The following is a 21,970-nucleotide window of genomic DNA, read 5'->3' as shown; positions in this document are numbered from 1 at the left end:
TTATTCAAAAATTAACGTCTGTGGAATATTCGAAAGAATCATGCCAATGTTTTACGGCAAAAAAACCGGATGCAGTGCAAACTAAATATATTTTATATTAACTGTGCTAATTATCTAAATTACGCCAAATTGGTACAAAATTTTCATTGAGGCAGACGCCGGTTCAGCAAGGACAACTGAAATTACATTTACACTATGCATCCGAAAAAAAGTACTTTCAGCCTGTTGCCTGCGTGGTTAGTGCGATTTGACTTTATGGGTATTTTCGAGCAGGATCCTTTTGGCAACTATCTGATTTTCAAACGCATCATTATCTTCATCATCGGATGGTTCACCTATTACAGATATACGGCTGTCAATAAAATAGAAATAACCGGCAGCGACCAGCTTATCGAACTTCCGGATAACGGGGTGCTTTTCCTATCCAACCACCAAACTTACTTTGCAGACGTAATTGCTTTTTACCATATTTTTTGTGCAACCAAGTGGGGCTACAAAGACACCATTTCACCTCCGTTCTACTTGTTTTCTCCCCGTGCAAGATGCTATTACGTAGCCGCTTCGGAGACCATGAAAGAAGGGATTTTACCCAAATTATTCAGCATAGGCGGCGCAATCACCATTGAACGTTCCTGGCGTGCCAATGGTGAGAATGTAAAACGGCAGCTGGATAATGATGCCCAGGATAAGATTGGAATGGGGCTGAAGCACGGCTGGGTCGTGAGTTTTCCGCAGGGAACCACGAAGCCTTATGCACCCGTGCGCAAAGGAACGGCACATTTGATCAAAGACCATCAACCCATTGTAATCCCTGTGGTTATCAATGGTTTCAGAAGGGCTTTTGATAAAAAAGGTTTACGGTTTAAGAAAAGAAACACCAAGCTGACCGTACATTTCAAAGCACCGATGCACTTTTTGCCCGACGAATCGCTTGAAAGCATGATTGAGCGTGTCACGAAAGCCATCGAGCAGGAAGCGCCAAAGGAGGGACCGGCAGCAATTCCCGCAGTCTGACATCCGAAAACGAATTCACCACGTAAGTAAAGTTTCCACATTCATATTAGCTTAATGAAAGGCAAAAAAGTACTGATTACCGGAGGAACGGGCCTGATTGGCAAAAGGCTGACCCAGCTTCTGCTCGCTAAGGGTTACGAAGTAGCGTATTTGAGCCGGAAGAAAACTAATATTCCTTCGGTGCAGGTTTATGAATGGGATGTCGACAAAGGTTATATAGAAGAAAATGCGCTTGAAAATACGGGTTACCTCATCCATCTCGCAGGTGCAGGCGTAGCGGACGAGCGCTGGACAGAAGAGCGAAAAAAAGTGATCATCACCAGCCGCACCGAAACGATTGGATTGATTCACAAGAAATTAAAAGAAAAGAACATTCGTCCTACTGCATTCATTTCGGCGTCGGGAAGCAGCTATTATGGCGAAGATACGGGCGACGTCCGAAACACCGAAAACACGCCTCCTAACAATGATTTCCTCTCGCATGTGACCATTGTTTGGGAAAAAGCAGCCGACGACATTGCGGCGTTAGGTATCAGGACTGTAAAACTCCGGACCGGAATTGTGCTAAGCAACGAAGGTGGCGCGATCCCACGAATGGCCGCTCCGGCCAAATTAGGCTTCGGTGCGCCATTAGGCTCCGGAAAACAATGGGTTTCGTGGATCCACATCGATGACATTTGCCAAATGTATATCGACGCCATGGAAAAAGAATCCTGGGAAGGCGCTTATAATGCGATTGCCAGCCATCCTGTTACCAATGAAGAGCTCACCAAACAGATCTGCATTGCCTTAGGCAAGCCTCAGTGGCTGCCCAATGTGCCCGCATTTGGCTTAAAGCTCGCTTTCGGCGAAATGGCGAGCGTTGTGCTGGGAAGCAGTTACCTTGTCAATGAAAGAATTGCAAAGGAAACAGACTTCCAATATCAATACGATGACCTCGGTAAGGCGCTCAGGGAGATTTTAAAATGACATTCTGCAGACGAGATTACTCTTCCTCCTCTTCGAGCTCATCCTGCGTTAACGGCTCTACGGTTTCAAGCCATTTGTCGCGCTGCAATTTGGCTTTGAAGTTGTCCATAACATTTAACTGAATGTTGCCATTACTGAATGTGGACATTTGTAAACCTACAAAAGCAAGCGCTTCGTTTAACCTCGTTTCGAGCGGCGTGCTGGTGAAAATGCAGTCATTCCAATACCATTCAAGCAATTCGCCCGCTACCTCTTCCACTATATCAATATAATCTTGCAGGGTATATCCGATAAAAGGTTTACCAAAACGCTTCCATAGCAGCTGCATAACAGTATCCAGCGATTGTTCGTGATTGGTTTTTTTCCTTAAAAAAAGATCCAGGATAAGCGCCGCCAGGGCTCCTTTGTGGTAAACGGATACTTTCCGGTTCGGGATTCCTTTTTCATAGCCGTCCAGCCAAAGGTCAAAAGACGAGTCTGCCAGTGACTGCGTGGCGTGCGCGCTGCTTTCGAAATGCCTTTTCATGTAAACCTGCAACTCCTTAATGTAAGTTTCTTCCGTAAACACGTCAGCGCGTTTCAGAAAAAGATCGCCATAGTAAGTGGTGCAGCCTTCTGCTACAAAACAAGTCCTGAAATAGTTTTCTTTGGTAAAATCATAAGGCAGCAATTCCGCCGGGCGGATGCGTATAATGTTCCAGGCGTGAAACAACTCATGCGAACTCACGCCCAACAGATCCGAATAAAGCCCTTCACCCTCATCATCCGGCCCGAGCACGATCATGGTTGAGTTATGATGCTCCACGCCGTGGTAAAATGCCGTAGGCAGGATCAGGTTCAGGAAATGATAGTCGTTTTCGGGAAACTCACCCATTGTAATAATTTGCTCGCGGGAAAAGCGACGAAAGTCGCGGACAATTCTCCGCCAGTTTGGCTGCAAGTTCCCATGCATCCATATATTGAATTCAACCCCACGGGCCTGATAGTGCCGTTTTTGCAAACTTTCGGAAGCCAGCAACGGGCTGTCAACCAATTGATAAAAATCCTTTGCCTTTAAAACATTTCCCTCGGCCGGTAATCCGCACGCGATCTGGTAACCTTCCGGCAAATCCAGATGAACTGTGTAAGCTTCACCAATGCGGCCTTCGGTATACATGCAGAAATTAATGAAGTTGAGATACCACAATTCCTCGTCCACATAACTGCTGCCCGCATTTTGAATGGCTGCATAGAATGTGTAGCGAATCCTGACCTCTTTTTCACCAGCCGTTGCAACCTGCCAGCGGTCTTTCGTTACTTTATGGATAGGGAGTTTCTGATCGGTGGCTGAGATCGCTTCAATAAATTGAATATTTTTGGCGAAATTCTGTATTTCGTACCGTCCGGGTCTCCACGCAGGCAACTGAATTTCGATGATATCGGCATCTATTTCAGGAATTGTGTAAATAATGTTGATTAAATGAGACTGCGGGTCAGATACGTAAATATTATAATGCATAGATACAGAAAGGTAATTTGAGGAGTGGGTAGCACTAGTTTAGGCGTAAACCAAAATCCAGGATTTCTACGTTACCAGTTACAATGTTATAAAATAAACGATTTTAAGATGAAAAGTAAAATCCTCCTCCTATGCGCGGTCCTGATTGGTATTTTAATCAGTCCGGCATTAATGGCTCAAGATGATGAATATTACCGACCAGACTCGCTGCGGAAAGACAATGTTGAAGAAGCAGAAAAACCTCCCGTTGAACGAAGGGAACTGGTTGAGAAAAAGCCGTTGGCTGATTTCAAAGACCGTCCGTTTGTAGACAGGCTAAGATTAGGCGGAAGTTTCGGCCTGAGCCTGGGAACGGTAACCAACATTAACCTCTCTCCCATGGCCGGTTATGAACTTACAGAAAAGCTGGTTGGCGGCGTCGGGGTTACGGGGATGTATTTCAGATACAAATATTATGATATAAACACACTTTATTATGGCGGAAGAGCTTTCTTAATGTATTCTGTCGTTCCTGTTGTCAATATCATTGCAGAAGCAGAAGTGCTGAATGTTGAAGGATCTTATCAAAAGCGGCAATGGCTGACCTCACCGCTTGTTGGGGCAGCTTACTCACAACCAACTGGCGGCAGATTCATTAAAGCGGTACATTTCACAGCCCTATTTAATTTAAACTACAATAATCAGATAGATAAATATAGCGGCCAAAACCTTTCACCTTACGGAAGCCCGTTCGTTTTCAGAGTAACTTTCCTGTAAGGATCATTTTAATACTATATAATAATGAACCACTGTGTCACCGCAGTGGTTTGATTTTTTACCACTAATATGACAGTTTGCTATCAGGCACGCTGCATTTTAATAACCTATACTATGGAAAATCCCGTTTTGATTTTTGGTGCCGGCGACTTGGGCGTTCAGGCATTGGATATATTTAAAAGAAATAATGTGCTCGTTTACGGATTGCTGGACGATCATAAGGAGCTGCACGGCAAGGAATTTGGCGATGTGAGTGTGCTGGGGAATACGGACGACACCGGGTTTCTGAGCATTCTCGGCAGTAAATGCGAAGCATTTGTAGCCATTGGTGAGCGCTCCGTGCGCGAACGGCTCGTGGAAACGCTAACAGAAGAATACAAAACAATGCCGATCAATGCAATCCACGACAGCGCATTGATCTCCGAGATGGCCACAATCGGCCATGGTAACCTCATCGGTGCCCGCGTTACCGTGGGTGCAAAGTCAAAAATCGGGCAACATTGCCTGGTGCAGACGGCTGCGGTGGTGGACACCTGGGTTCAGGTTGGTGATTACGTAACGATCGGTGCAGGCGCTATCATTAATGACCGCGTGAAAATCGGGGATGGCGTTTTTATCGGTTCGGGAGCAATTATCGTGGCTGGGATAGAGATAGGCAAGAATGCGCGGATCGGTGCAGGCTCGGTTGTGGTTGAAAATGTGCCGGCAAAAGCCACTTATTTCGGCAATCCGGCACGCAAGATCTGAGGCCAATAAAATGCGGCCATAGTTTTTTTATTAAATCGAATACATTACCTTTGCAGTCCTTTTGACAGAAAAAGTGAAAGAGCTAAGTAAATACAACATAGACATTTACGGTTTGGAAGACAAACAGTATGCCTATGAAATGGAGTCGGGAGATGCATTTTTCCAGGAACTTGAACAGGATCTGATCGAGTTTGGCCATTTCAAAACGCATGTTGTGCTCAACAAATCGGCCACTATGATCCAGCTTAATTTTCACACAGTAGGAAGCGTAACGCTGACTTGTGACAGAAGCTTGGACCCATTTGAAGAGCCCATTGACCAGGATGACCGCATTATTTTAAAGTTTGGCGATCATAACGAGGAACTGACGGATGAGATCGAGATCATCAACCGCAATACGACCAGGATCAATGTAGCACGCTACATTTTTGACTTCATCGCATTAGCGCTCCCTGTCAAAAAGATCCATCCGGACCTGCGCGGCGAGGAAGAGGAAATTGATCCGTTAGATGAAGCCGAAGGTATTCTGGTCTATTCATCGGGAGATGCAGAAAGTGAAGAAACAGAAGAAGAAGAAAAAATAGACCCCCGCTGGGAAGCATTAAAAAAGCTGAAGGGCGAATAACGATATCCGAATACCCAATACCCGTTGGCTTAAGCCAACGGAAAATTAAAATGACCGACGGTTTCAACCGACGGATAAAAACAAAAACAAAACATACAGAAAATAAAGCATCATGGCACATCCTAAGCGGAGACATTCCACAAGCCGTCGCGATTCGCGCAGAGCACATGATTTCCTTACAGGAAAACAATTAGGCACTGATTCTTCGACAGGAGAAATTCACCAATTCCACCGTGCACACGTTCACGAAGGCAACTTGGTTTATAGAGGTAAAGTTGTAGTTGAGAACTATTCTAAAACAGTCTAGTTTCAGTCGATGAGTATATGAATTTCGCAGCAGCCGTATAAAAGTTGTTGCGAAATTCTTTTTTACTACGGCACATCTGCTAAATTTACACCTTCGATTTCTAACTTATTAGTCTAAAATAACAGCGTGTAAATGAAAATTGCGGTAGATGCCATGGGGGGAGATTTAGCTCCACAGGCAATTGTTGAAGGGGTTATTCAGGCCGCTTCTGAACTACCATCCGAGGCGCGAATCGTTTTAATTGGCCGTGAAAGTGTAATTTGGGACATATTCAACCAGCACAATTTCACTCCTGATAATGTTGACGTCGTTCACGCAGAAGATGTTATTGAGATGGGGGAACATCCAACAAAAGCCCTTTCTCAAAAACCGAATTCCAGCATCGGGATCGGTTTCAAACTTCTGAAAGAAAAAGAAGTCGACATATTCTGTAGTGCCGGTAACACGGGGGCTATGCACGTAGGAGCGCTTTTTAGCATTAAGGCGATCGAAGGAATTATAAGACCAGCTATTGCAGGATTTGTGCCACAGGTTGACGGCAGCTATTCGATTATGCTGGATATTGGCGCTAATGCCGACTGCAAGCCAGAAGTGCTTGCGCAATTTGGAGAGATTGGCTCTATTTTTGCCCAATATACTTTTCAGATAGACAAGCCAAGAGTAGCCCTGATGAACATTGGGGAGGAAGAACAAAAAGGTTCTCTTACAACTCAGGCCACTTATCCCCTGCTCAAACAAAACAAGCGAATCAATTTTATAGGAAATATTGAGGGTAAAGATCTCTTTACCAATAAAGCCGATGTAATCGTAACGGATGGCTTTACAGGCAATGTCTTATTTAAATTGGGCGAATCATTCTACGAAATTTCCAAGCAACGGGGTTTCAGCGATGAATTCGTAGATCAAACAAATTACGAATCCATTGGCGGAAGCTCGATCATTGGTGTGAATGGCAATGTCATGATCGCTCATGGCATATCATCGCCGATAGCAATAAAAAATATGCTCGGCTGGGCATATAAACAGGTCAAGTCAAAAGCATATTTGCATATTGCGCAGGCATTGAATTAATTTCCATTGCTGACAACCACGAAATGAATAAATTGATTCTGTTCTTTTTTACAAAAACCTATTCGGATTTTGAATAGTTAAATTTATCATGACCCATATAAAAGCCTCTATAACAGGAATACAAGGGTATGTGCCTGATTATATTTTGACAAATGCCGAACTTGAAACCATGGTGGCGACAAATGACGAGTGGATCGTCAGCCGCACCGGCATCAAAGAAAGGCATATCCTCAAAGGCGAAGGTTTAGGAAGTTCTCATATGGGTGCCGAAGCTGTAAAAGGATTGCTTGCCAAAACCAACACCCTTCCCAGCGAAATTGACCTCCTGATCTGCGCCACAACAACCCCCGACTTCATTTTTCCCTGCACAGCCAATCTTATTTGTGATATGGTAGGGATTAAAAACGTCGGAAGCTTTGACATTCAGGCGGCTTGTTCAGGCTTTGTTTATGCACTTACCCTTGGCTCACAGTTTATTGAGACAGGAAAATATAAAAAGATCATTATCGTAGGCGCAGATAAAATGTCTGCGATCGTAGATTACACCGACCGGAAAACATGTATTCTTTTTGGCGATGGCGCAGGCGCTGTTTTGCTTGAACCGGATACAGAAGGAAACGGCATCATTGATTCTATTATCAAATCCGACGGCGCAGGTTATCCTTACCTGAACCAAAAAGCAGGAGGAAGCCGCTATCCGCCCACGCACGAAACCGTAGATGCGCGTTTGCATCACGTATATCAGGATGGTGCTCAGGTATTTAAGTTTGCTGTGACCAATATGGCTGATATTTCGGCCGAGATCATGGAGAAAAATGGCCTTAGCGGGGATGATGTAGCCTGGCTGGTTCCGCATCAGGCAAACAGGCGCATTATTGAAGCAACGGCGCACCGCATGGGTGTGGGAATGGATAAAGTAATGGTGAACATCCAGAAATATGGAAATACCACCTCCGCAACCATTCCACTATGTCTTTGGGATTATGAATCGCAATTGAAAAAGGGTGATAATCTCGTCCTGGCTGCCTTTGGAGGCGGATTTACGTGGGGTTCCATTTATCTGAAGTGGGCCTACGGCGAATAAAATATTAATACTAATTTTTGAATTAAAATGGCAACTACCGCAGATTTGCGTAACGGATTAGTGATCAACTTCAATCACGATCTTTTTCAAGTAATTGAATTTCAGCATGTAAAACCTGGAAAGGGCAATGCATTTGTTCGTACCAAGCTGAAAAGCCTTACTTCGGGCAAAGTTTTGGACAACACATTCTCCTCCGGCGCAGGCATAATTCCGGTTCGTGTGGAGAGACATAAATTTCAGTTTCTGTACAAGGATGAAATGGGGTTCAATTTCATGAATGCAGAAACATTCGATCAGGTTTCGATCGATGAAAAACTGATCACCAATGCTGATTTAATGAAAGAAGGTCAGGAAGTTGAGATCCTGATCAACACAGAAACTGACGCTGCGCTGCTTTGCGAATTGCCTCCGTTTGTCGAGCTTTTGGTAACTTATTCTGAGCCAGGCTTAAAAGGTGATACGGCGAACTCTCCCAAGAAAGCGATTGAGGTGGAAACCGGTGCAAGGATCATGGTTCCTTTATTCATTGAAGAAGGCCAGAAAATTAAAGTTGACACGCGCACGTACGATTACGTAGAAAGAGTAAAAGCATAGCTCAACGATCATCACCCACAGTTTTAATTTTGACTAAATGGAAACCAAAGAAATCCAAAAATTGATTGACTTCATTGCCCAGTCGGGACTTGATGAAGTGAACATTGAAACGACCGATTTGAAAATAAAGGTGAAGCGCTACGGTTCTGCACCAACGGCATCATTATCTTCGTCACAAGCGGCACCAGCGCCCTCATATGCACCGGTTACGCCTACTACGGCCGTTACGCATTCCGCACCTGCTGAGCCAGCGGTTTCCTCAGAATCAGCATCTTCCAATCTGATTACTATAAAATCGCCAATGATTGGCACATTCTATCGTGCTTCAAGCCCTGAAACACCTGCGTTCGCTAACATTGGCGACGAAATTAAGCCGGGTAAAGTGGTTTGTGTGATCGAAGCAATGAAGCTTTTCAACGAAATAGAATCTGAGATCTCAGGAAAAATTGTAAAAGTATTGGTTGAAAACGCCACTCCGGTTGAATTTGACCAGCCTTTATTCCTAGTTGAGCCTATATAAGGCAATGGACGATCTATAAAACTTAATTGATTTTCATGTTTAAAAAGATACTCATTGCCAACCGGGGCGAGATCGCCTTGCGTGTTATCAGGACCTGTCGTGAAATGGGCATCAAAACGGTTGCTGTGTATTCCACAGCCGATCGTGATAGTCTTCACGTTCGCTTTGCAGATGAAGCCGTTTGTATCGGTCCGCCGCCAAGCCGTCAGTCCTATCTGAGCATTCAAAATATCATTTCAGCCGCCGAAGTTACGGGCGCAGACGCCATCCATCCTGGTTATGGATTTTTGTCTGAAAATGCTGAATTCTCTCAAATATGTGCCGATTACGGCATTAAATTCATTGGTGCAACTGCCGCCCAGATCAACGGGATGGGTGATAAAGCCACTGCGAAAGCAACTATGATCGCTGCCGGTGTTCCGGTTGTTCCGGGCTCGGAAGGACTTTTGGAATCGGTGGAACAGGGTAAAATGCTGGCAGAAGGCATTGGTTATCCGGTAATCGTAAAGGCAACTGCCGGTGGCGGTGGCCGCGGCATGCGGATCATTAACAAGCCCGATGAATTTGAAAAGGCATGGAATGATGCCCGCACAGAGTCAGCGGCAGCATTTGGTAACGACGGTTTATATCTCGAAAAATTCGTAGAAGAGCCCCGCCACATCGAAATCCAGATCATTGGAGATCAGTTTGGGAAGGTTTGCCACTTGTCGGAACGCGATTGCTCTATCCAGCGTCGTCACCAGAAACTGGTTGAAGAAACGCCTTCTCCGATCATTACGGATGAACTTCGGGAAAGAATGGGTGCAGCCGCCATCAAAGGTGCGCAGGCCATTGGTTACGAAGGAGCAGGAACCATTGAATTCCTGGTAGACAAGCACGGCGAGTTCTTCTTCATGGAAATGAACACCCGAATCCAGGTTGAGCACCCTATTACTGAGGAAGTTACTGATTTCGACCTGATTAAGGAGCAAATCAAAGTAGCAGCAGGCGAGCCAATTTCAGGCGTCAACTACACGCCAAAGCTTTTCGCTATGGAATGCCGCATTAATGCAGAAGATCCCGCGAACAATTTCCGCCCTGCACCAGGCAAGATCACCAATCTGCATTTCCCGGGCGGTCACGGTGTTCGGATCGACAGCCACGTTTACAGCGGCTACACCATTCCCCCAAATTACGATTCCATGATCGCCAAGCTGATCGTCAGCGGCCAGTCCCGCGAGGAAGTAATCACACGTATGAAGCGTGCATTACAGGAATTCGTCATCGAAGGAATTAAGACAACAATCCCTTTCCATATTAAGTTAATGGACGATCCCGGCTTCAAATCCGGAAACTTCACAACGAAATATTTGGAAACGTTTGATTTTTCGACTTTGTAGAGAGAACATATAAAACAGAAGATGGCTGCTAGTTCGCACTGGCAGCCATTTTTGTTTTCAGAATAATCTTAATGCAGGATTGTTTAATGTAAAATAGCAAGCATCTTCCTGGTAGCGTCCAGCCCTTCCTTAATCGTCCTTACCGAAGGCGTTCCGTGATAGTAACCTGCGAGATGAAGCGTGTCGTAAGCCTCATTCAAATAGGAAAGCAATGTCTTGTTATACTTTCTAAGCCTGTTGCGGTAATCTTCAATGCTTTTGGGTTTCACAAATTTTGCACCCTCTCGTTTCTTCAAATACTCATCCGCAATCATCAGTGCAGCGTTATAAGCCGTCCCAGATGCCATTTGAACATATTTAATGTCTTTATACTCACTCCCATCCTTTTGTGCCTTCGTGCTAAGGATCTCTTTTGCATTGTTTAGATACCTGTCAATTTCTGGATATGCATTCATGTGTGTAATGTTAAATAACTCAAAGGTAATAAAATAGCCCGGACAAAGTCCTGGCCATTCGTCAGGCTTAGTCTAAACCCCCGCAGGCAACGAATACGGTGCCCGATACTTCCTGGTCAAATACTTATTCGCATCATCGTCATTTATAAACTTTTCCGTCTTGGGGTCGAAGGTTAATGCTCTTCCGGTTCGGTAGGCGATGTTGCCCAGGTGGGCCAGGCCGGAGGAGAGGTGGGCGGTTTCTACTGGGCCGTTCAGGAGCTTTGGGTCTTTGGCTACCACGGCGTCGATGAAGTTTTTGTAATGGTCGCCGCCGGCTTTCCGCGTTGGGCCGGGTTTCTTTTCTTTGCCCAGGAATGTTTCATAGAAATCGTAACCTTTTACGACCATATAACCTTCGGAACCATAGAAAATGTTGCCAATCCCTGTGCCGCCTTCGTCGTTCGTCATCCAGGGACGGACTTCAAATTCAATGATCTTTTTCTCTTTGGGATATACAAATGATGACGTCAGCACTTCGGGCGTTTCCTTGGCATCGTTCCACAGGAATTTGCCGCCGGATGAGGTGATTTTCTCAGGAAAACTGTCCACGCCCAGGCCCCACATGCACATATCTGTTTCGTGAATGCCTTGATTTCCTATGTCTCCGTTGCCATAGTTCCAATGCCAGTGCCAATCGTAATGCACGTAATTTTTGGAGAATGGCTTCATTTCTGCTGGCCCGGTCCACAGGTCGTAATTGAGTCCTGCGGGAACGGGTTCGGTTCCTTTGTCACCGATATCCGGGCGCCATTTGTATACCAAACCTCTTGCCATGTAAACATTGCCTATTAATCCATCACGCAAATGTTTCACAGCTTCCTGCAATGCTTCGGAACTACGTAACTGAACGCCGTGTTGCACAACCCGTTTGTATTTATGCGCAGCTTCAACCAGCTTCCGTCCTTCGGCAAGATTATGAGAACCGGGCTTTTCCACATACACATCCTTGCCTGCCTGACAAGCCCATATCGCTGCCAGTGCATGCCAGTGATTGGGTGTTGCTATGCTGACGGCGTCAATGGTTTTGTCCTCAAAAACTTTACGGAGATCATTTTCCATCTTCACCTTCTTCCCTGTCTTTTCCTCAAATTCCTTTGCTCTTTTTTGAAGAATGTTGTTATCCGGGTCACATAATGTGGCTACTTCTACATTGCTGAGGTTATTAAAACCGCTGATATGGCTTTGCCCACGCCCGTTCACGCCCAGGACTGCCACCCGAACGCGGTCGTTGGCGCCGAAAGCACTGGCCGGAATGATGGACGGAATCGAAAGCGCAACGGCGGCTCCGGTGGAATTTTTGATAAAATCCCTGCGGGAAACTTCATTTTCTTTACTCATATTAGGAAGATCAGGATAGTAATGGGACGAAACTGAATGGTAAGATTATATAAATGAGACGATTATTCGCAAACGCTCCCTTAGCAACCTTTGATAAATAATACCATAATTTTGTCATTTTGTACTATTCATAAAATCTTGATAACGCCATATGCGCTCACCGTTAATATGGAAATGACGCTTATCCAGAAGAAAATGTCATAGGTTAATGTGGGTTTCAGGGAGGCAGGCAGCTCTTTGAAGCGAAAAATGAGCGAAACATAAACGATTAAAAGCAACAGGATCGAAGTGGCGATTCCGCCCAGGATGACCATGAGAACCGGCGATTGAATAAATAGAAAAAGTATGCACCACGCCGCAGGTAAAATCCAGGACAAGATTGCAATGCTTTTTCGCTGGTTCTCAGCAGAATCAAATTTCATCCAGCCTAATGCGCCGAACGCATCGCCCCAAACCCTGGCCCAACTTGCGGTTGCGGTGAAAAGCGTAGAGTAGAGCACAAAAAATGCACCGACCAAAAAGAGGTTTTTAGCCCATGGGCCGAGCGTTTCAGTAAAAATGCGTGATAGCACTTCAATCATTTCATAACCTTCCGGAACAGCCCCACCGCTGTGCAAAACCGCTGCGCCCAACAAGTAGAATGCTGCCGTCACCACTGTGTAAACGACCATCGACAGCACCGCATCCAGATACATGACATTAAACCAGCCTTTTGCACGCTCGGTCCACGCCGGGGTTCCGTCATTAGGGCCGGTGTAAGCGGCGTAACCTTTTTCAATACACCAATAATTGTAATACATGATCTCATCGCCACCTACGCCCGTGATGCCGAATGCGCCGAATGCGATCGCTACCAAACTGGTTGGTAAGGAAAATTGAAGTCCGGATTTGACCTGTTCCCAGTGAATGGCATATTTAGTGCCCTGCAACAAGATCAGCGACATCAGAATGACGGCTGTAAAAAGAATGATCATCACCAATGAGCCCTTTTCAACAAGTCCGTACTGGCCGCGATAAACGAGAAAAGAAGTGATTAATACAGAAAATATAGCCCAAACATTGACAGGAATAGCCGGCCACGCCATGTTCAAGACAATAGCAACCCCGCCCACGATCCCGCCGACCTGCAATAATTTCAATCCCTGCAAAGAAAGCCATAACCAAATGCTCCAATGTGCTCTCCCCCACTTCCGGCCAGGCAGCTGATTGAAATTATGCATCATGAACGTGCCTGTATAAATGGCATTTTTACCAAATTCCAGCTGCAACGCAACTTTCACCAAACAGCTTACAATAATGACCCAGAAAGTGATAAAACCTGCCTTAGCGCCCAGCGCAGTGGTGGCAATGAGCTCGCCCGAGCCTACAATTGCAGCGGAAAGGATGAAACCGGGGCCCAGATATTTGAGTCTTCCCGTAAATGTGGAAGGAGGAGAAAGAATCCTGCTCATCTTGAAGCTTTCTTCTGAAAAGCAACACGATGAGCAGGACTACTTTTATTTTGTTTATTGAATGATTAATACGACAAATCAAAGATTACCGACGGCCTGGTGGATCTGTTTGACAGTGTCCTCATAATTATCCTCATTAGGCAATCCGAATAAGGATTTCTCCTTAATGATCTTGGCAACATTCTCAGGCACAAGCTTTTCCCAGCCTGGCTCGCCTCTTTTGATCTTTTCAAGCACACTATCGGTCGTAATGTGCATATGCTCCTTGTTGTAGTTCACAATGTCCTCGATCTTGTCATTAATGACCAGATATTGAAATAATGGCCTCAAATGATCCGGAACAACGAAATTGGCACAGCTGTAAACCGAGCCGTCGGGCTGTAATGTGGGATAAATGAAAAGCTTCACCTTCCTGCTGAACAGCGTCGCGAAGGATTCGAGAATGCCGCCAGGAAGCGATTGATAATGTTTTTCTTCAAAAATATCCTGCAAACTCGGGCTTCCCAGCAAAAGGCCGGCTTTGAGCTTGGTAAGGCGGGAAAGATAGGCGACCAACCGATAATATTCGTGGTGATTGGAGATCATTACCATGTGCCCCAGCGAACAAAGAATGTCCACACGATCCAGAAAATCCTTTTCGTCAATGTCGCGGTCGCCGCTTTTGAGGTTATGCAATGTAAGCTCAGAAATGAGGACAACTTTCGATTCATCCACATCCTCCTCATCCAGAAACTGCTTCTGACCATTGCTGATCAGGTCGACGTGCACATTGGTAATGGGCCTTAACCGGCCGCGCATCATCAGAATATGCTTTTTATACAATGCTTCCGAAGGCTGCAAAACACCGCCGTCGCTGCCAAACAATGCTGCATCTGTAAAACCGTTTTTAACAAGCCTGAGACTCATTAACCGGTTGTCCACTTTCGAAAAATCCGGCCCGCTGAAACGCACCATATCGATCTCAATGCGATCCGTTGTCAGATCGTCCATTAAGGATAGTAACAGCGTTTCCGGAGATTTGTAATAGAAAAAACAGCCATACATGAGGTTAACACCGATAATTCCCAAAGCCTGCTGTTGCAGGACGTTCTCGTCATCGCGCATCCGCACGTGGATCACCACATAATTTGTCGGGCCCATAGGCGAGAGTTGAAACTGCAACCCGATCCAGCCGTGCGACTCATTGGTTTTCTGAAAATTAAGGGCAACAACGGTGTTGGCGAATGCAAAAAACTGGCTTTCCTCACCGCGTTTTTCTGAAAGACGTTTCTCAACAAGATTGTATTCACGATTCAGCATCTTCATCAGGCGGGATTCCACCACATACCGGCCGCCTTCCTCTGTTCCATATATTGCATCACTGAAAGTCATATCGTAAGCAGACATGGTCTTTGCCACTGTTCCCGATGCCCCGCCTGCCTTAAAAAAGTAAGCAGCTGTTTCCTGACCTGCCCCTATTTCTGCAAAAGACCCATAAATCCTGCGATCCAGGTTGATCCTTAACGCTTTTTGTTTTGTACCAAGGTTCTTTTCGTACATAAACGTATATTAGTAAGTTGAAAAGCAATATGTGTAAATATAAGAAAAATACAGTTAACAGTCGATTATGGCTAACTGACTTGACTTACTAAAAAGGAAAAGTTCTATAATTTATTGTACTTGCCGCTGGCTAATGTTAATGCATCGCTATGGATCCGCACGCAACTTATTTGTTCACATATGGCACCCTGATGCAGGGTTTTGACAATCCGTTTGCCGGACGGCTTCGCGAAAATGCGGTGTATGAAGGCAGGGGATATTTTTCAGGATTACTCTATCTCTCTTCCTGGTATCCGGGAGCTGTTTTTGATAAAAATGCTTCCTCAAAAGTGCACGGAGAAATATACAGGCTAACTGCGCCGGAAGTACTGTTTGTGGAACTGGACGATTATGAGGATGTTTTTGAAGATGAAAAAAACAGCCTGTATCTGCGAAAAACTATTTCAATCACCACAGAAAATGAAGCAAGCATTGATTGCTGGGTATATCTTTACAACCAATCCGTGGCTGGACTGCCTTTAATTGAAGAAGGCCGCTTCAAGCATTAGGTTTGAGGCGCTCGCCAATGATACGGAGCCCGTCCAATGTTAAGTTACTGTCAATTTCTACGAACTCTTCTTGCAAAGTCTCAATGATGGACGAAAGTCCTCCGGTGGCGACGGCAATGCATTCACCACCCATTTCCTGCCTGATCCTTTGCAGAAGCGACTTTACAAGTCCTTCATAACCCAGTAATATGCCCGCCTGAATGGCTTCTGTTGTATTTTTTCCAATGGCCGTTTTGGGTAAAACCAGTGGTACTTCCGGTAATTGTGCGGTGTTGGCAAAAAGCGCTTTCACCGCTGTCATAAGCCCTGGCAGGATTGCTACACCCAGTATTTTCCGGTCTTTCGACACCGTGGTGAATGTTAATGCTGTCCCAAAATCGACAACCACGCAATTTTCCTGGTAACGCGTCATTACGGCCACTGAATTGGCGATGAGGTCAGCGCCAATTTCGTGCGGATGGTTGATGGCAATGGACAGGTCGGGATAAATGTCCGGGCCAACGACAATGACGTCATCACCGAACATGGAGCGCAGCACTTTCTGGATAATGGGCGTCATAGCAGGCACAACGCTGCTAAGCACCACCGTATCCACATCACCGAACCATAGCCCCGCTTCGAGGAAATGCAGCCTTAACCTGGATTCATAATGGGATTCATTTTCATTCACCAGCGAACGCATTCGCCAGATATATTCCCAGTCATCCGATTGGTAAAGCCCAAAAACAGTGTCGGTGTTACCAACGTCAACGGCTAGAAGCATAGCAAAGAATTTACAATTGCAGACAAATTAAAGGCATTAATCTATAATTTTAGCAAAAAATATATACCACACCCTACCAAAGTTATATGCACCGCTTCTATCGTTACTGGCTTGGCTTACTGACTGCTTTTCTGATTTTCGATACATTCCAATCCCACGCACAAGCCGTCCCGGAATGGCAGGACCCGCAGGTTTTCGGCGTCAATACAGAAAAACCACGTGCTGATTTCATTCCTTACCCTGACGAAAAGAGTGCGCTGCTAATGGATAAAAAAGCGTCATCGGCACGCTCGCTGAACGGCACCTGGAAATTCAAATGGGCATCGCATCCTTCCAAAGCCATTCCCAATTTTTTTGATCCCAATATGCAGGATGCGGGCTGGGACAACATTCCCGTCCCCTCCAATTGGCAGGTGACTGGAGCGCGTGAAGGCCGCAAATACGATGCCCCGGTCTCGAATAACAAACTAGCTTTTAAAGCCACGCCGCCGCGGATCAATGCAGATACGAACGCTGTGGGCATGTACAGGACCACATTTACGGTTTCGGACGACATTAAAAGCAAGGAAATATTTTTACAATTCGCCGGCGTGCAGTCGGCATGCTACGTATGGCTGAATGGTGTTGCCGTTGGTTACCACGAGGACGGCATGACACCTTTTGAATTCGATATTACCGAAGATGTCAAATCAGGACTCAATCATTTGGCGGTCCAGGTAATCAATTGGTCGGACGGGAGTTATCTCGAAAAACAGGACCAATGGCGGTTAGCGGGCATTTTCAGGGATGTGAATTTGCTTGTGCGCCCGAAAGTGATCCTGAGCGATTTTTCAGTCAGAACGCTGTTGGACGCGAATCAGGAACATGCAACATTGAAACTCAGCGCTTTTGTAAAAAATTACACGGAACAGGCCGTTCACGCACACCAGGTTTTATTTACTTTATACGATGCAAACAAATCAGTAGTCGTAACGCCGGTCAGCCAAATGGTGGGCACGCTCGATCCCGCAAAAGAAGGCGCGGTGCGGGTTGATATTCCTATTCCAAATCCTGTAAAATGGACCGCCGAAACGCCTTATTTGTACACATTGTCGGTTCAGCTGATGAATTCTGACGGAAAAGTGATTGAAGCCACAAGCCAGCCTGTGGGTTTCAGGGAAGTGAAAATTAAGAATGGGCAGTTGGTTGTAAATGGGAAAGTGATTACGGTGAAGGGCGTCAACAGGCAGGAATTTGATGCAGAAAGCGGCCAGGCAATCACGCGCGAAACGATGATCAAGGACATTACCTTAATGAAACAACACAACATCAATGCAGTAAGGACTTCACATTATCCCAATGCTTCCCAGTGGTACGAACTCTGCGACCAATACGGGCTTTATGTCATTGACGAAGCCAACCTGGATGGCCAAGGCATTTCGGGTGCAAACATGATCCTGGCCGATATGCCGCAATGGCGTTCGGCATTTCTGGCGCGGGGGAAAGCAATGATCGAGCGGGATAAAAACCATCCTTCGGTAATCGTATGGTCGCTGGGAAATGAATCTGAAAAGGGCAAGAATTTCAAGGATATGGCCGACTACATTCATCTCGCCGACCCTACGCGGCCCATCGACAAGCATCCTGTGAAGCAAATCCACTTCGCTTCCAATTGGGTCAGCAAAGCCTTAGCGCTCAAAAAACCTGACGGAACGTCCTACTGGGAATTTGCCATTGGGAGCGACAGCACCCAAGCAGGCGACGGCCTCATCAACCCGGACCGTGTGCCGCAACCTAAGTTGAATGAGATCAAAAAGGTTTATCAATACGTAAAATTTGAGTCGCCCGACAGCATGCGCGCGGGCGAAAAAACGGTCAGTCTTCTTAATAACTACGATTTTCTGCCATTAAATGTCTTGGAACTGGCCTGGTCTGTTCAGGAAAATGGTAAGATCATCGGAAAGCCCGGCGTGATCAGCAATCTTAATGCAGCTTCAAAACAGCGCCAGCAGGTTTCAATCCCTTACGAGTTGCCGGCAGTGCAAAAACCCGGCGCCGAGTATTTTCTTAACATTAGCATACGCCTCAAAGATGGCACTTCCTGGGCACCAAAAGGACACGAAGTTGCGTGGCATCAGATCGCGCTCATCAAATCCCAGGAGGCTGCACCTGTTCTAAGTCTTTACAATGAAAGTCCTTTGCGCATAGCACAGATCAGCTCGGCGCGCGTTGCGATTACGGGACAAGATTTTGCTGTGACTTTTGATAAAAAAGAAGGAATTATTTCTTTCAAAAATAAGCGGGAAGAAATGCTGCAAGCTGGCCCAAATGCCAGTTTCTGGCGTGTCCCCACGCATCAGGACGAAGCGGGTGGCGCAAAAAGTTACGCTGCACAATGGCGCGAAGCCGGGCTCGATACGCTGGAAGTTTCCGACTCTGAAATCAAAACACAGCGCCTGACTTCAACAGTTTACAGGGTAACCATTACAAGAACATTCAAAAGCAAAACGGGCGACGTGGATGTGACCAACGAGTTTATCGTTTATGCAACGGGTGATATTTATGTCAAAAATACATTCAGCCCAACCGGCCAGTGGCCGTCCCTGGCGAAAGTAGGAACGCAGTTGCGGATGCCAGCCACATTTAACAAAACGCAATGGTATGGCAATGGCCCGCACGCAACATATGCAGACCAGAAAACGAGCGGCAGGATCGGGATTTATGGCGGGAGCGTTGCTGATCAGCATTTCGCGCATTTAAGGCCTCAGGAGAATGGAAACAAAACCAATGTTCGCTGGGCCGCGGTTACCAATGCGGAGGGAATCGGCTTACTGGCGGTAAGTGATTCTGTTTTTAATTTTAACGTACATGACTATACGGATCAGCAGTTACTGGCATCGAAAAAGCGAAGCGCAACACTTACACGCGGTTTGGAAACAGTCGTAAACATTGACCTTGCACAAATGGGCCTTGGCGGAGGGGACAGCGCTTCACAAATGCATTCACCCTATCTACTTCCTGTGAAAAGTTACAGTTATGCTTTTCGGTTAAAGCCCATTGACAACACGTCCAACATTGAGCAGATCGCTTCTTACACATTACCTTATACAGGTCAGGAATCCGGTTCAAATCTCGCCACTAACACGGTAAGTGATTCCGATGTGGAAGAAGAAGTTGCAGAGGAGGAAGCCACTGAGCCTGTTGCCAAGCCCGTTGTACGAAAAGCTCCGGTCAGGAAAAAGCCTGCTTATAAGCGTAAATCTTCGCGAAGGCGCCGTAGGTAAATCCTCATTTCGCAGTCAGCACATATTGCGCCTTTACACTGATTACCTGGGCTATTTTCACAAAAACGACCTGTGGGACTTCAATGTTGTGTTCAGTTAGCGGCACTTCAAAATCAGAACTGATCGTAATCTTCCCGCTTTCGATCTTCATCCTCCCTTTAATGGTGCGCTCTTTGGTGACGCCATGTACGGTGAATTTGCCTGTCGCCGAAACATCGTACTGGCCGTCTTTGGTGTAATCAGGCGCATTATCCACCTTTCCGCTGAATGTTGCCGTCGGATATTTTTCCGATTCGATGTAATTCTCGTTGAAATGTTCCTGCATGAGTTTATTGGGAAAAACAAATTCCCGCATGTTCATGCGTATCGCAATTTCATTGTTGGCCGTGTTGAAGATAACCTGGCTTTTCTTGTTCTCTGCATTCACATTTTCGAGCGGGGTTACCGAAGAGAATTTTGTATTTCCGGTCGAGGTTCCAAACTTCCCTTGCGCCAGAAGCGCCCGGGAAGGCAAAGCAGAGGCGAGCACGGTTACGAAAACCATGGCTGATAGATGCATTTTCATAGGTTGTTTTCGGTCAGTTGGCTACCTTCTTGTTCTTCTTGTCAAAACTGAATGTGCGGGAAATGTTGAACCCGTAATGAATGTCGCCCTTGCCCCAGGTGCCGGTCGTTTCTCCGATAAACTGCTTCTCGATCATACCCAGCGAATTGGTAAAATGCAATTGAAAAACGTGCCCGCCGGTCTCAATGTCAACCCCGAACGACATGGAATCATAATAGGGAGCAGTAACAGTGTTTTTCTCCCGTGCTGTGTAAAAATACTCGCCGTTCAATGAAACGCGTTTGGACAGCTTGAACCTTCCTCCGATGCCAAGCGCCAGCAGCACTTTTTCATCACCAAAAACCTCTGGCTTGTTACGGTGCAGGAATGTGGGCGAAAGCTGCAGGGAAAGCCTGTCTCCAAATTTACGCGCTATAAGCACCTGGGCTGAATAATATAGTTTGTCCTGAAATTCAAGTTCCTTGTTAACCGTAGCAACTCCGGTTCCACCGAAAAGCGTTACAGAAACCGGAATATTGCGGGCACCATCGCTTTGTTTCAGCACTTTTAGTTTACCAAAAAAATCATACACTTTCTGCGAAGTGCTCCTCCCTACCCCGATCATGAAATCGTCCGTCACGCCGTATTCAAAACCCATCCGCATCGTCGCCTGGTCCAGTCCGAAAAACTGGTAAGCACCCGAATTGAGCCGCCCGAAACGGTGCGAAATACGAAAGTCCAGATGCTTCTTTTTCATCGTTTCAATGGAATGTCCATTGACGACGCGCGTGGATTTGAATGTGGCAGAAACGGGCACGGTAACCATGCTATCCTGCTTGGATAGTTCACTGAGCAGGTCATCCTGGGCATAGAGAACCGTTGTTGAACAAGTCAACATCATCATTAGGCGGAGTAATTTCATTGTTTTGGGGCAGTTAGGCTGTAACTGTTAATGTGTTTCCGTCAGAGGAAAGAGAAGTTTTGTAAGCTTGCAACGGAGTTGTGGCCGGGCCTTGTTCCACTGCACCTGTAAGCGAGAATTCTGATAGGTGCGTAGGACATCTGATGTCGTTCTGCTCTTTTCGGTAGCCTACTGTGCTTCCCTCATGCGTGCAGATCCTGGACAAGGCTACATACTGATTCGCAGTGGTAAAGGCAACCAAGACATCACCAAAAACCTTTCCTGTTCCTGCCGTTTTCAGGTCTTTTGCATTACTATGGGTAAGATCCACTGTAAAGTTGATCGCATTGCCGGTTGTGGTTCCGGTTACGCCATTTACCGAGCCGCCGCCGCCTGGATTTGGTTCCGGCTCATCATCGCTGGATCCGCAGGCCGTCATGGTTGTTCCTATGCAATAAAATGCCATGAGTGTAGAAGTGCTTAGTCCGAGACTTCTCAGGAATTCACCTCTTTTCATTTTGTCTGCTTTAACATTTTCCATAGTGAAGAATTAAATTAGTAG

The 21,970-nt window shown here is 46.0% G+C and carries 22 protein-coding genes; 13 read left to right on the top strand and 9 right to left on the bottom strand.

Annotated elements, in window-relative coordinates; translation table 11 throughout:
* The first annotated feature begins 195 nt into the window (after positions 1 to 195).
* Both L0660_RS21710 and L0660_RS21705 read left to right on the top strand, forming a co-directional pair.
* Positions 196 to 1,014 (top strand): 1-acyl-sn-glycerol-3-phosphate acyltransferase, encoded by an 819-nt coding sequence (locus L0660_RS21710; RefSeq protein WP_235161295.1) that lies wholly within the window; start codon positions 196 to 198, stop codon positions 1,012 to 1,014.
* A gap of 54 nt (positions 1,015 to 1,068) precedes the next feature.
* A complete protein-coding gene (locus tag L0660_RS21705; protein WP_235161294.1) occupies positions 1,069 to 1,983 on the top strand; it encodes a TIGR01777 family oxidoreductase in 915 nt (304 codons plus the stop codon).
* A gap of 16 nt (positions 1,984 to 1,999) precedes the next feature.
* Here L0660_RS21705 and L0660_RS21700 read toward each other — a convergent pair whose 3' ends face one another.
* Positions 2,000 to 3,481 carry a M61 family metallopeptidase gene (locus L0660_RS21700; protein WP_235161293.1) on the bottom strand — a complete coding sequence of 494 codons (1,482 nt, stop codon included), beginning with the start codon at positions 3,479 to 3,481 and terminating at the stop codon, positions 2,000 to 2,002.
* A 108-nt stretch (positions 3,482 to 3,589) separates the two neighbouring features.
* On the opposite strand from L0660_RS21700, the gene L0660_RS21695 reads away from it, so the two are divergent.
* The 9 genes from L0660_RS21695 (at position 3,590) to accC (ending at position 10,564) form a co-directional block, all read left to right on the top strand.
* The gene (locus L0660_RS21695) at positions 3,590 to 4,237 is read left to right on the top strand and encodes a hypothetical protein (RefSeq protein WP_235161292.1); all 648 of its coding nucleotides are present in this window, start codon (positions 3,590 to 3,592) and stop codon (positions 4,235 to 4,237) included.
* 114 nt (positions 4,238 to 4,351) lie between these two features.
* A complete protein-coding gene (locus L0660_RS21690) occupies positions 4,352 to 4,984 on the top strand; it encodes an acetyltransferase (protein WP_235161291.1) in 633 nt (210 codons plus the stop codon).
* 73 nt (positions 4,985 to 5,057) lie between these two features.
* The gene (locus L0660_RS21685; RefSeq protein WP_235161290.1) at positions 5,058 to 5,609 is read left to right on the top strand and encodes a DUF177 domain-containing protein; all 552 of its coding nucleotides are present in this window, start codon (positions 5,058 to 5,060) and stop codon (positions 5,607 to 5,609) included.
* Between the two features lie 112 nt (positions 5,610 to 5,721).
* Positions 5,722 to 5,916 carry a 50S ribosomal protein L32 gene (gene rpmF, locus L0660_RS21680; RefSeq protein WP_084439466.1) on the top strand — a complete coding sequence of 65 codons (195 nt, stop codon included), beginning with the start codon at positions 5,722 to 5,724 and terminating at the stop codon, positions 5,914 to 5,916.
* A gap of 132 nt (positions 5,917 to 6,048) precedes the next feature.
* Positions 6,049 to 6,987, top strand: coding sequence for a phosphate acyltransferase PlsX (plsX, locus tag L0660_RS21675; protein WP_235161289.1), 939 nt, complete (start codon positions 6,049 to 6,051; stop codon positions 6,985 to 6,987).
* An 88-nt stretch (positions 6,988 to 7,075) separates the two neighbouring features.
* A complete protein-coding gene (locus L0660_RS21670) occupies positions 7,076 to 8,071 on the top strand; it encodes a beta-ketoacyl-ACP synthase III (RefSeq protein WP_233794911.1) in 996 nt (331 codons plus the stop codon).
* A 27-nt stretch (positions 8,072 to 8,098) separates the two neighbouring features.
* Positions 8,099 to 8,665 (top strand): elongation factor P, encoded by a 567-nt coding sequence (efp, locus tag L0660_RS21665; RefSeq protein WP_026629313.1) that lies wholly within the window; start codon positions 8,099 to 8,101, stop codon positions 8,663 to 8,665.
* A gap of 37 nt (positions 8,666 to 8,702) precedes the next feature.
* Complete coding sequence (gene accB, locus L0660_RS21660) at positions 8,703 to 9,185, top strand: acetyl-CoA carboxylase biotin carboxyl carrier protein (protein WP_235161288.1); 483 nt, start codon at positions 8,703 to 8,705, stop codon at positions 9,183 to 9,185.
* Between the two features lie 35 nt (positions 9,186 to 9,220).
* Positions 9,221 to 10,564: an acetyl-CoA carboxylase biotin carboxylase subunit gene (gene accC, locus L0660_RS21655; RefSeq protein ID WP_026629315.1), complete on the top strand. Its 1,344-nt coding sequence runs from the start codon at positions 9,221 to 9,223 to the stop codon at positions 10,562 to 10,564.
* Positions 10,565 to 10,647: 83 nt separating this feature from the next.
* Here the strand turns inward: accC and L0660_RS21650 are convergent, their stop codons facing one another.
* From L0660_RS21650 to L0660_RS21635, 4 genes are all read right to left on the bottom strand, one after another.
* Positions 10,648 to 11,019, bottom strand: coding sequence for a DUF5618 family protein (locus L0660_RS21650; protein WP_235161287.1), 372 nt, complete (start codon positions 11,017 to 11,019; stop codon positions 10,648 to 10,650).
* A 72-nt stretch (positions 11,020 to 11,091) separates the two neighbouring features.
* The gene (locus tag L0660_RS21645; RefSeq protein WP_235161286.1) at positions 11,092 to 12,399 is read right to left on the bottom strand and encodes a Gfo/Idh/MocA family oxidoreductase; all 1,308 of its coding nucleotides are present in this window, start codon (positions 12,397 to 12,399) and stop codon (positions 11,092 to 11,094) included.
* A 128-nt stretch (positions 12,400 to 12,527) separates the two neighbouring features.
* The gene (locus L0660_RS21640; protein ID WP_235161285.1) at positions 12,528 to 13,850 is read right to left on the bottom strand and encodes an Nramp family divalent metal transporter; all 1,323 of its coding nucleotides are present in this window, start codon (positions 13,848 to 13,850) and stop codon (positions 12,528 to 12,530) included.
* A gap of 78 nt (positions 13,851 to 13,928) precedes the next feature.
* The gene (locus L0660_RS21635) at positions 13,929 to 15,389 is read right to left on the bottom strand and encodes a nicotinate-nucleotide adenylyltransferase (RefSeq protein ID WP_026629320.1); all 1,461 of its coding nucleotides are present in this window, start codon (positions 15,387 to 15,389) and stop codon (positions 13,929 to 13,931) included.
* Positions 15,390 to 15,538: 149 nt separating this feature from the next.
* Between L0660_RS21635 and L0660_RS21630 the strand changes: the two genes are divergently transcribed.
* Entirely contained in the window at positions 15,539 to 15,937 is a 399-nt protein-coding gene (locus tag L0660_RS21630) for a gamma-glutamylcyclotransferase (protein WP_235161284.1), read from the top strand.
* Here L0660_RS21630 and L0660_RS21625 read toward each other — a convergent pair.
* Complete coding sequence (locus L0660_RS21625; protein ID WP_235161283.1) at positions 15,927 to 16,700, bottom strand: type III pantothenate kinase; 774 nt, start codon at positions 16,698 to 16,700, stop codon at positions 15,927 to 15,929. The genes L0660_RS21630 and L0660_RS21625 overlap by 11 nt on opposite strands.
* Positions 16,701 to 16,786: 86 nt before the next feature.
* Here L0660_RS21625 and L0660_RS21620 point away from each other — a divergent pair, with 86 nt between their 5' ends.
* Positions 16,787 to 19,963, top strand: a complete 3,177-nt coding sequence (locus L0660_RS21620) for a glycoside hydrolase family 2 TIM barrel-domain containing protein (protein ID WP_235161282.1) — start codon at positions 16,787 to 16,789, stop codon at positions 19,961 to 19,963.
* A 4-nt stretch (positions 19,964 to 19,967) separates the two neighbouring features.
* Here L0660_RS21620 and L0660_RS21615 read toward each other — a convergent pair whose 3' ends face one another.
* From L0660_RS21615 to L0660_RS21605, 3 genes are read right to left on the bottom strand one after another with little or no spacing between them, the layout of a single operon-like run.
* Positions 19,968 to 20,528, bottom strand: a complete 561-nt coding sequence (locus tag L0660_RS21615) for a YceI family protein (RefSeq protein ID WP_235161281.1) — start codon at positions 20,526 to 20,528, stop codon at positions 19,968 to 19,970.
* A gap of 13 nt (positions 20,529 to 20,541) precedes the next feature.
* Positions 20,542 to 21,429: a DUF5777 family beta-barrel protein gene (locus L0660_RS21610; RefSeq protein ID WP_235161280.1), complete on the bottom strand. Its 888-nt coding sequence runs from the start codon at positions 21,427 to 21,429 to the stop codon at positions 20,542 to 20,544.
* Positions 21,430 to 21,442: 13 nt separating this feature from the next.
* A complete protein-coding gene (locus tag L0660_RS21605; RefSeq protein WP_235161279.1) occupies positions 21,443 to 21,949 on the bottom strand; it encodes a ubiquinol-cytochrome c reductase iron-sulfur subunit in 507 nt (168 codons plus the stop codon).
* Positions 21,950 to 21,970 lie beyond the last annotated feature (21 nt).

This window comes from Dyadobacter sp. CY351, from assembly GCF_021502625.1.
Lineage (GTDB): Bacteria > Bacteroidota > Bacteroidia > Cytophagales > Spirosomataceae > Dyadobacter > Dyadobacter chenhuakuii.
This window is presented reverse-complemented; position numbering and strand designations above follow the sequence as displayed.

What these genes read in the sequence shown, in the direction of transcription:
- L0660_RS21650 (WP_235161287.1), bottom strand. Translation starts at nt 11,019, where the DNA reads ATGAATGCATATCCAGAAATTGACAGGTATCTAAACAATGCAAAAGAG.
- plsX (WP_235161289.1), top strand. Translation starts at nt 6,049, where the DNA reads ATGAAAATTGCGGTAGATGCCATGGGGGGAGATTTAGCTCCACAGGCA.
- L0660_RS21620 (WP_235161282.1), top strand. Translation starts at nt 16,787, where the DNA reads ATGCACCGCTTCTATCGTTACTGGCTTGGCTTACTGACTGCTTTTCTG.
- L0660_RS21630 (WP_235161284.1), top strand. Translation starts at nt 15,539, where the DNA reads ATGGATCCGCACGCAACTTATTTGTTCACATATGGCACCCTGATGCAG.
- L0660_RS21625 (WP_235161283.1), bottom strand. Translation starts at nt 16,700, where the DNA reads ATGCTTCTAGCCGTTGACGTTGGTAACACCGACACTGTTTTTGGGCTT.
- L0660_RS21670 (WP_233794911.1), top strand. Translation starts at nt 7,076, where the DNA reads ATGACCCATATAAAAGCCTCTATAACAGGAATACAAGGGTATGTGCCT.
- L0660_RS21690 (WP_235161291.1), top strand. Translation starts at nt 4,352, where the DNA reads ATGGAAAATCCCGTTTTGATTTTTGGTGCCGGCGACTTGGGCGTTCAG.
- L0660_RS21705 (WP_235161294.1), top strand. Translation starts at nt 1,069, where the DNA reads ATGAAAGGCAAAAAAGTACTGATTACCGGAGGAACGGGCCTGATTGGC.
- accB (WP_235161288.1), top strand. Translation starts at nt 8,703, where the DNA reads ATGGAAACCAAAGAAATCCAAAAATTGATTGACTTCATTGCCCAGTCG.
- L0660_RS21605 (WP_235161279.1), bottom strand. Translation starts at nt 21,949, where the DNA reads ATGGAAAATGTTAAAGCAGACAAAATGAAAAGAGGTGAATTCCTGAGA.
- L0660_RS21695 (WP_235161292.1), top strand. Translation starts at nt 3,590, where the DNA reads ATGAAAAGTAAAATCCTCCTCCTATGCGCGGTCCTGATTGGTATTTTA.
- L0660_RS21700 (WP_235161293.1), bottom strand. Translation starts at nt 3,481, where the DNA reads ATGCATTATAATATTTACGTATCTGACCCGCAGTCTCATTTAATCAAC.
- L0660_RS21710 (WP_235161295.1), top strand. Translation starts at nt 196, where the DNA reads ATGCATCCGAAAAAAAGTACTTTCAGCCTGTTGCCTGCGTGGTTAGTG.
- L0660_RS21615 (WP_235161281.1), bottom strand. Translation starts at nt 20,528, where the DNA reads ATGAAAATGCATCTATCAGCCATGGTTTTCGTAACCGTGCTCGCCTCT.
- L0660_RS21610 (WP_235161280.1), bottom strand. Translation starts at nt 21,429, where the DNA reads ATGAAATTACTCCGCCTAATGATGATGTTGACTTGTTCAACAACGGTT.
- L0660_RS21640 (WP_235161285.1), bottom strand. Translation starts at nt 13,850, where the DNA reads ATGAGCAGGATTCTTTCTCCTCCTTCCACATTTACGGGAAGACTCAAA.
- L0660_RS21645 (WP_235161286.1), bottom strand. Translation starts at nt 12,399, where the DNA reads ATGAGTAAAGAAAATGAAGTTTCCCGCAGGGATTTTATCAAAAATTCC.
- rpmF (WP_084439466.1), top strand. Translation starts at nt 5,722, where the DNA reads ATGGCACATCCTAAGCGGAGACATTCCACAAGCCGTCGCGATTCGCGC.
- efp (WP_026629313.1), top strand. Translation starts at nt 8,099, where the DNA reads ATGGCAACTACCGCAGATTTGCGTAACGGATTAGTGATCAACTTCAAT.
- L0660_RS21635 (WP_026629320.1), bottom strand. Translation starts at nt 15,389, where the DNA reads ATGTACGAAAAGAACCTTGGTACAAAACAAAAAGCGTTAAGGATCAAC.
- accC (WP_026629315.1), top strand. Translation starts at nt 9,221, where the DNA reads ATGTTTAAAAAGATACTCATTGCCAACCGGGGCGAGATCGCCTTGCGT.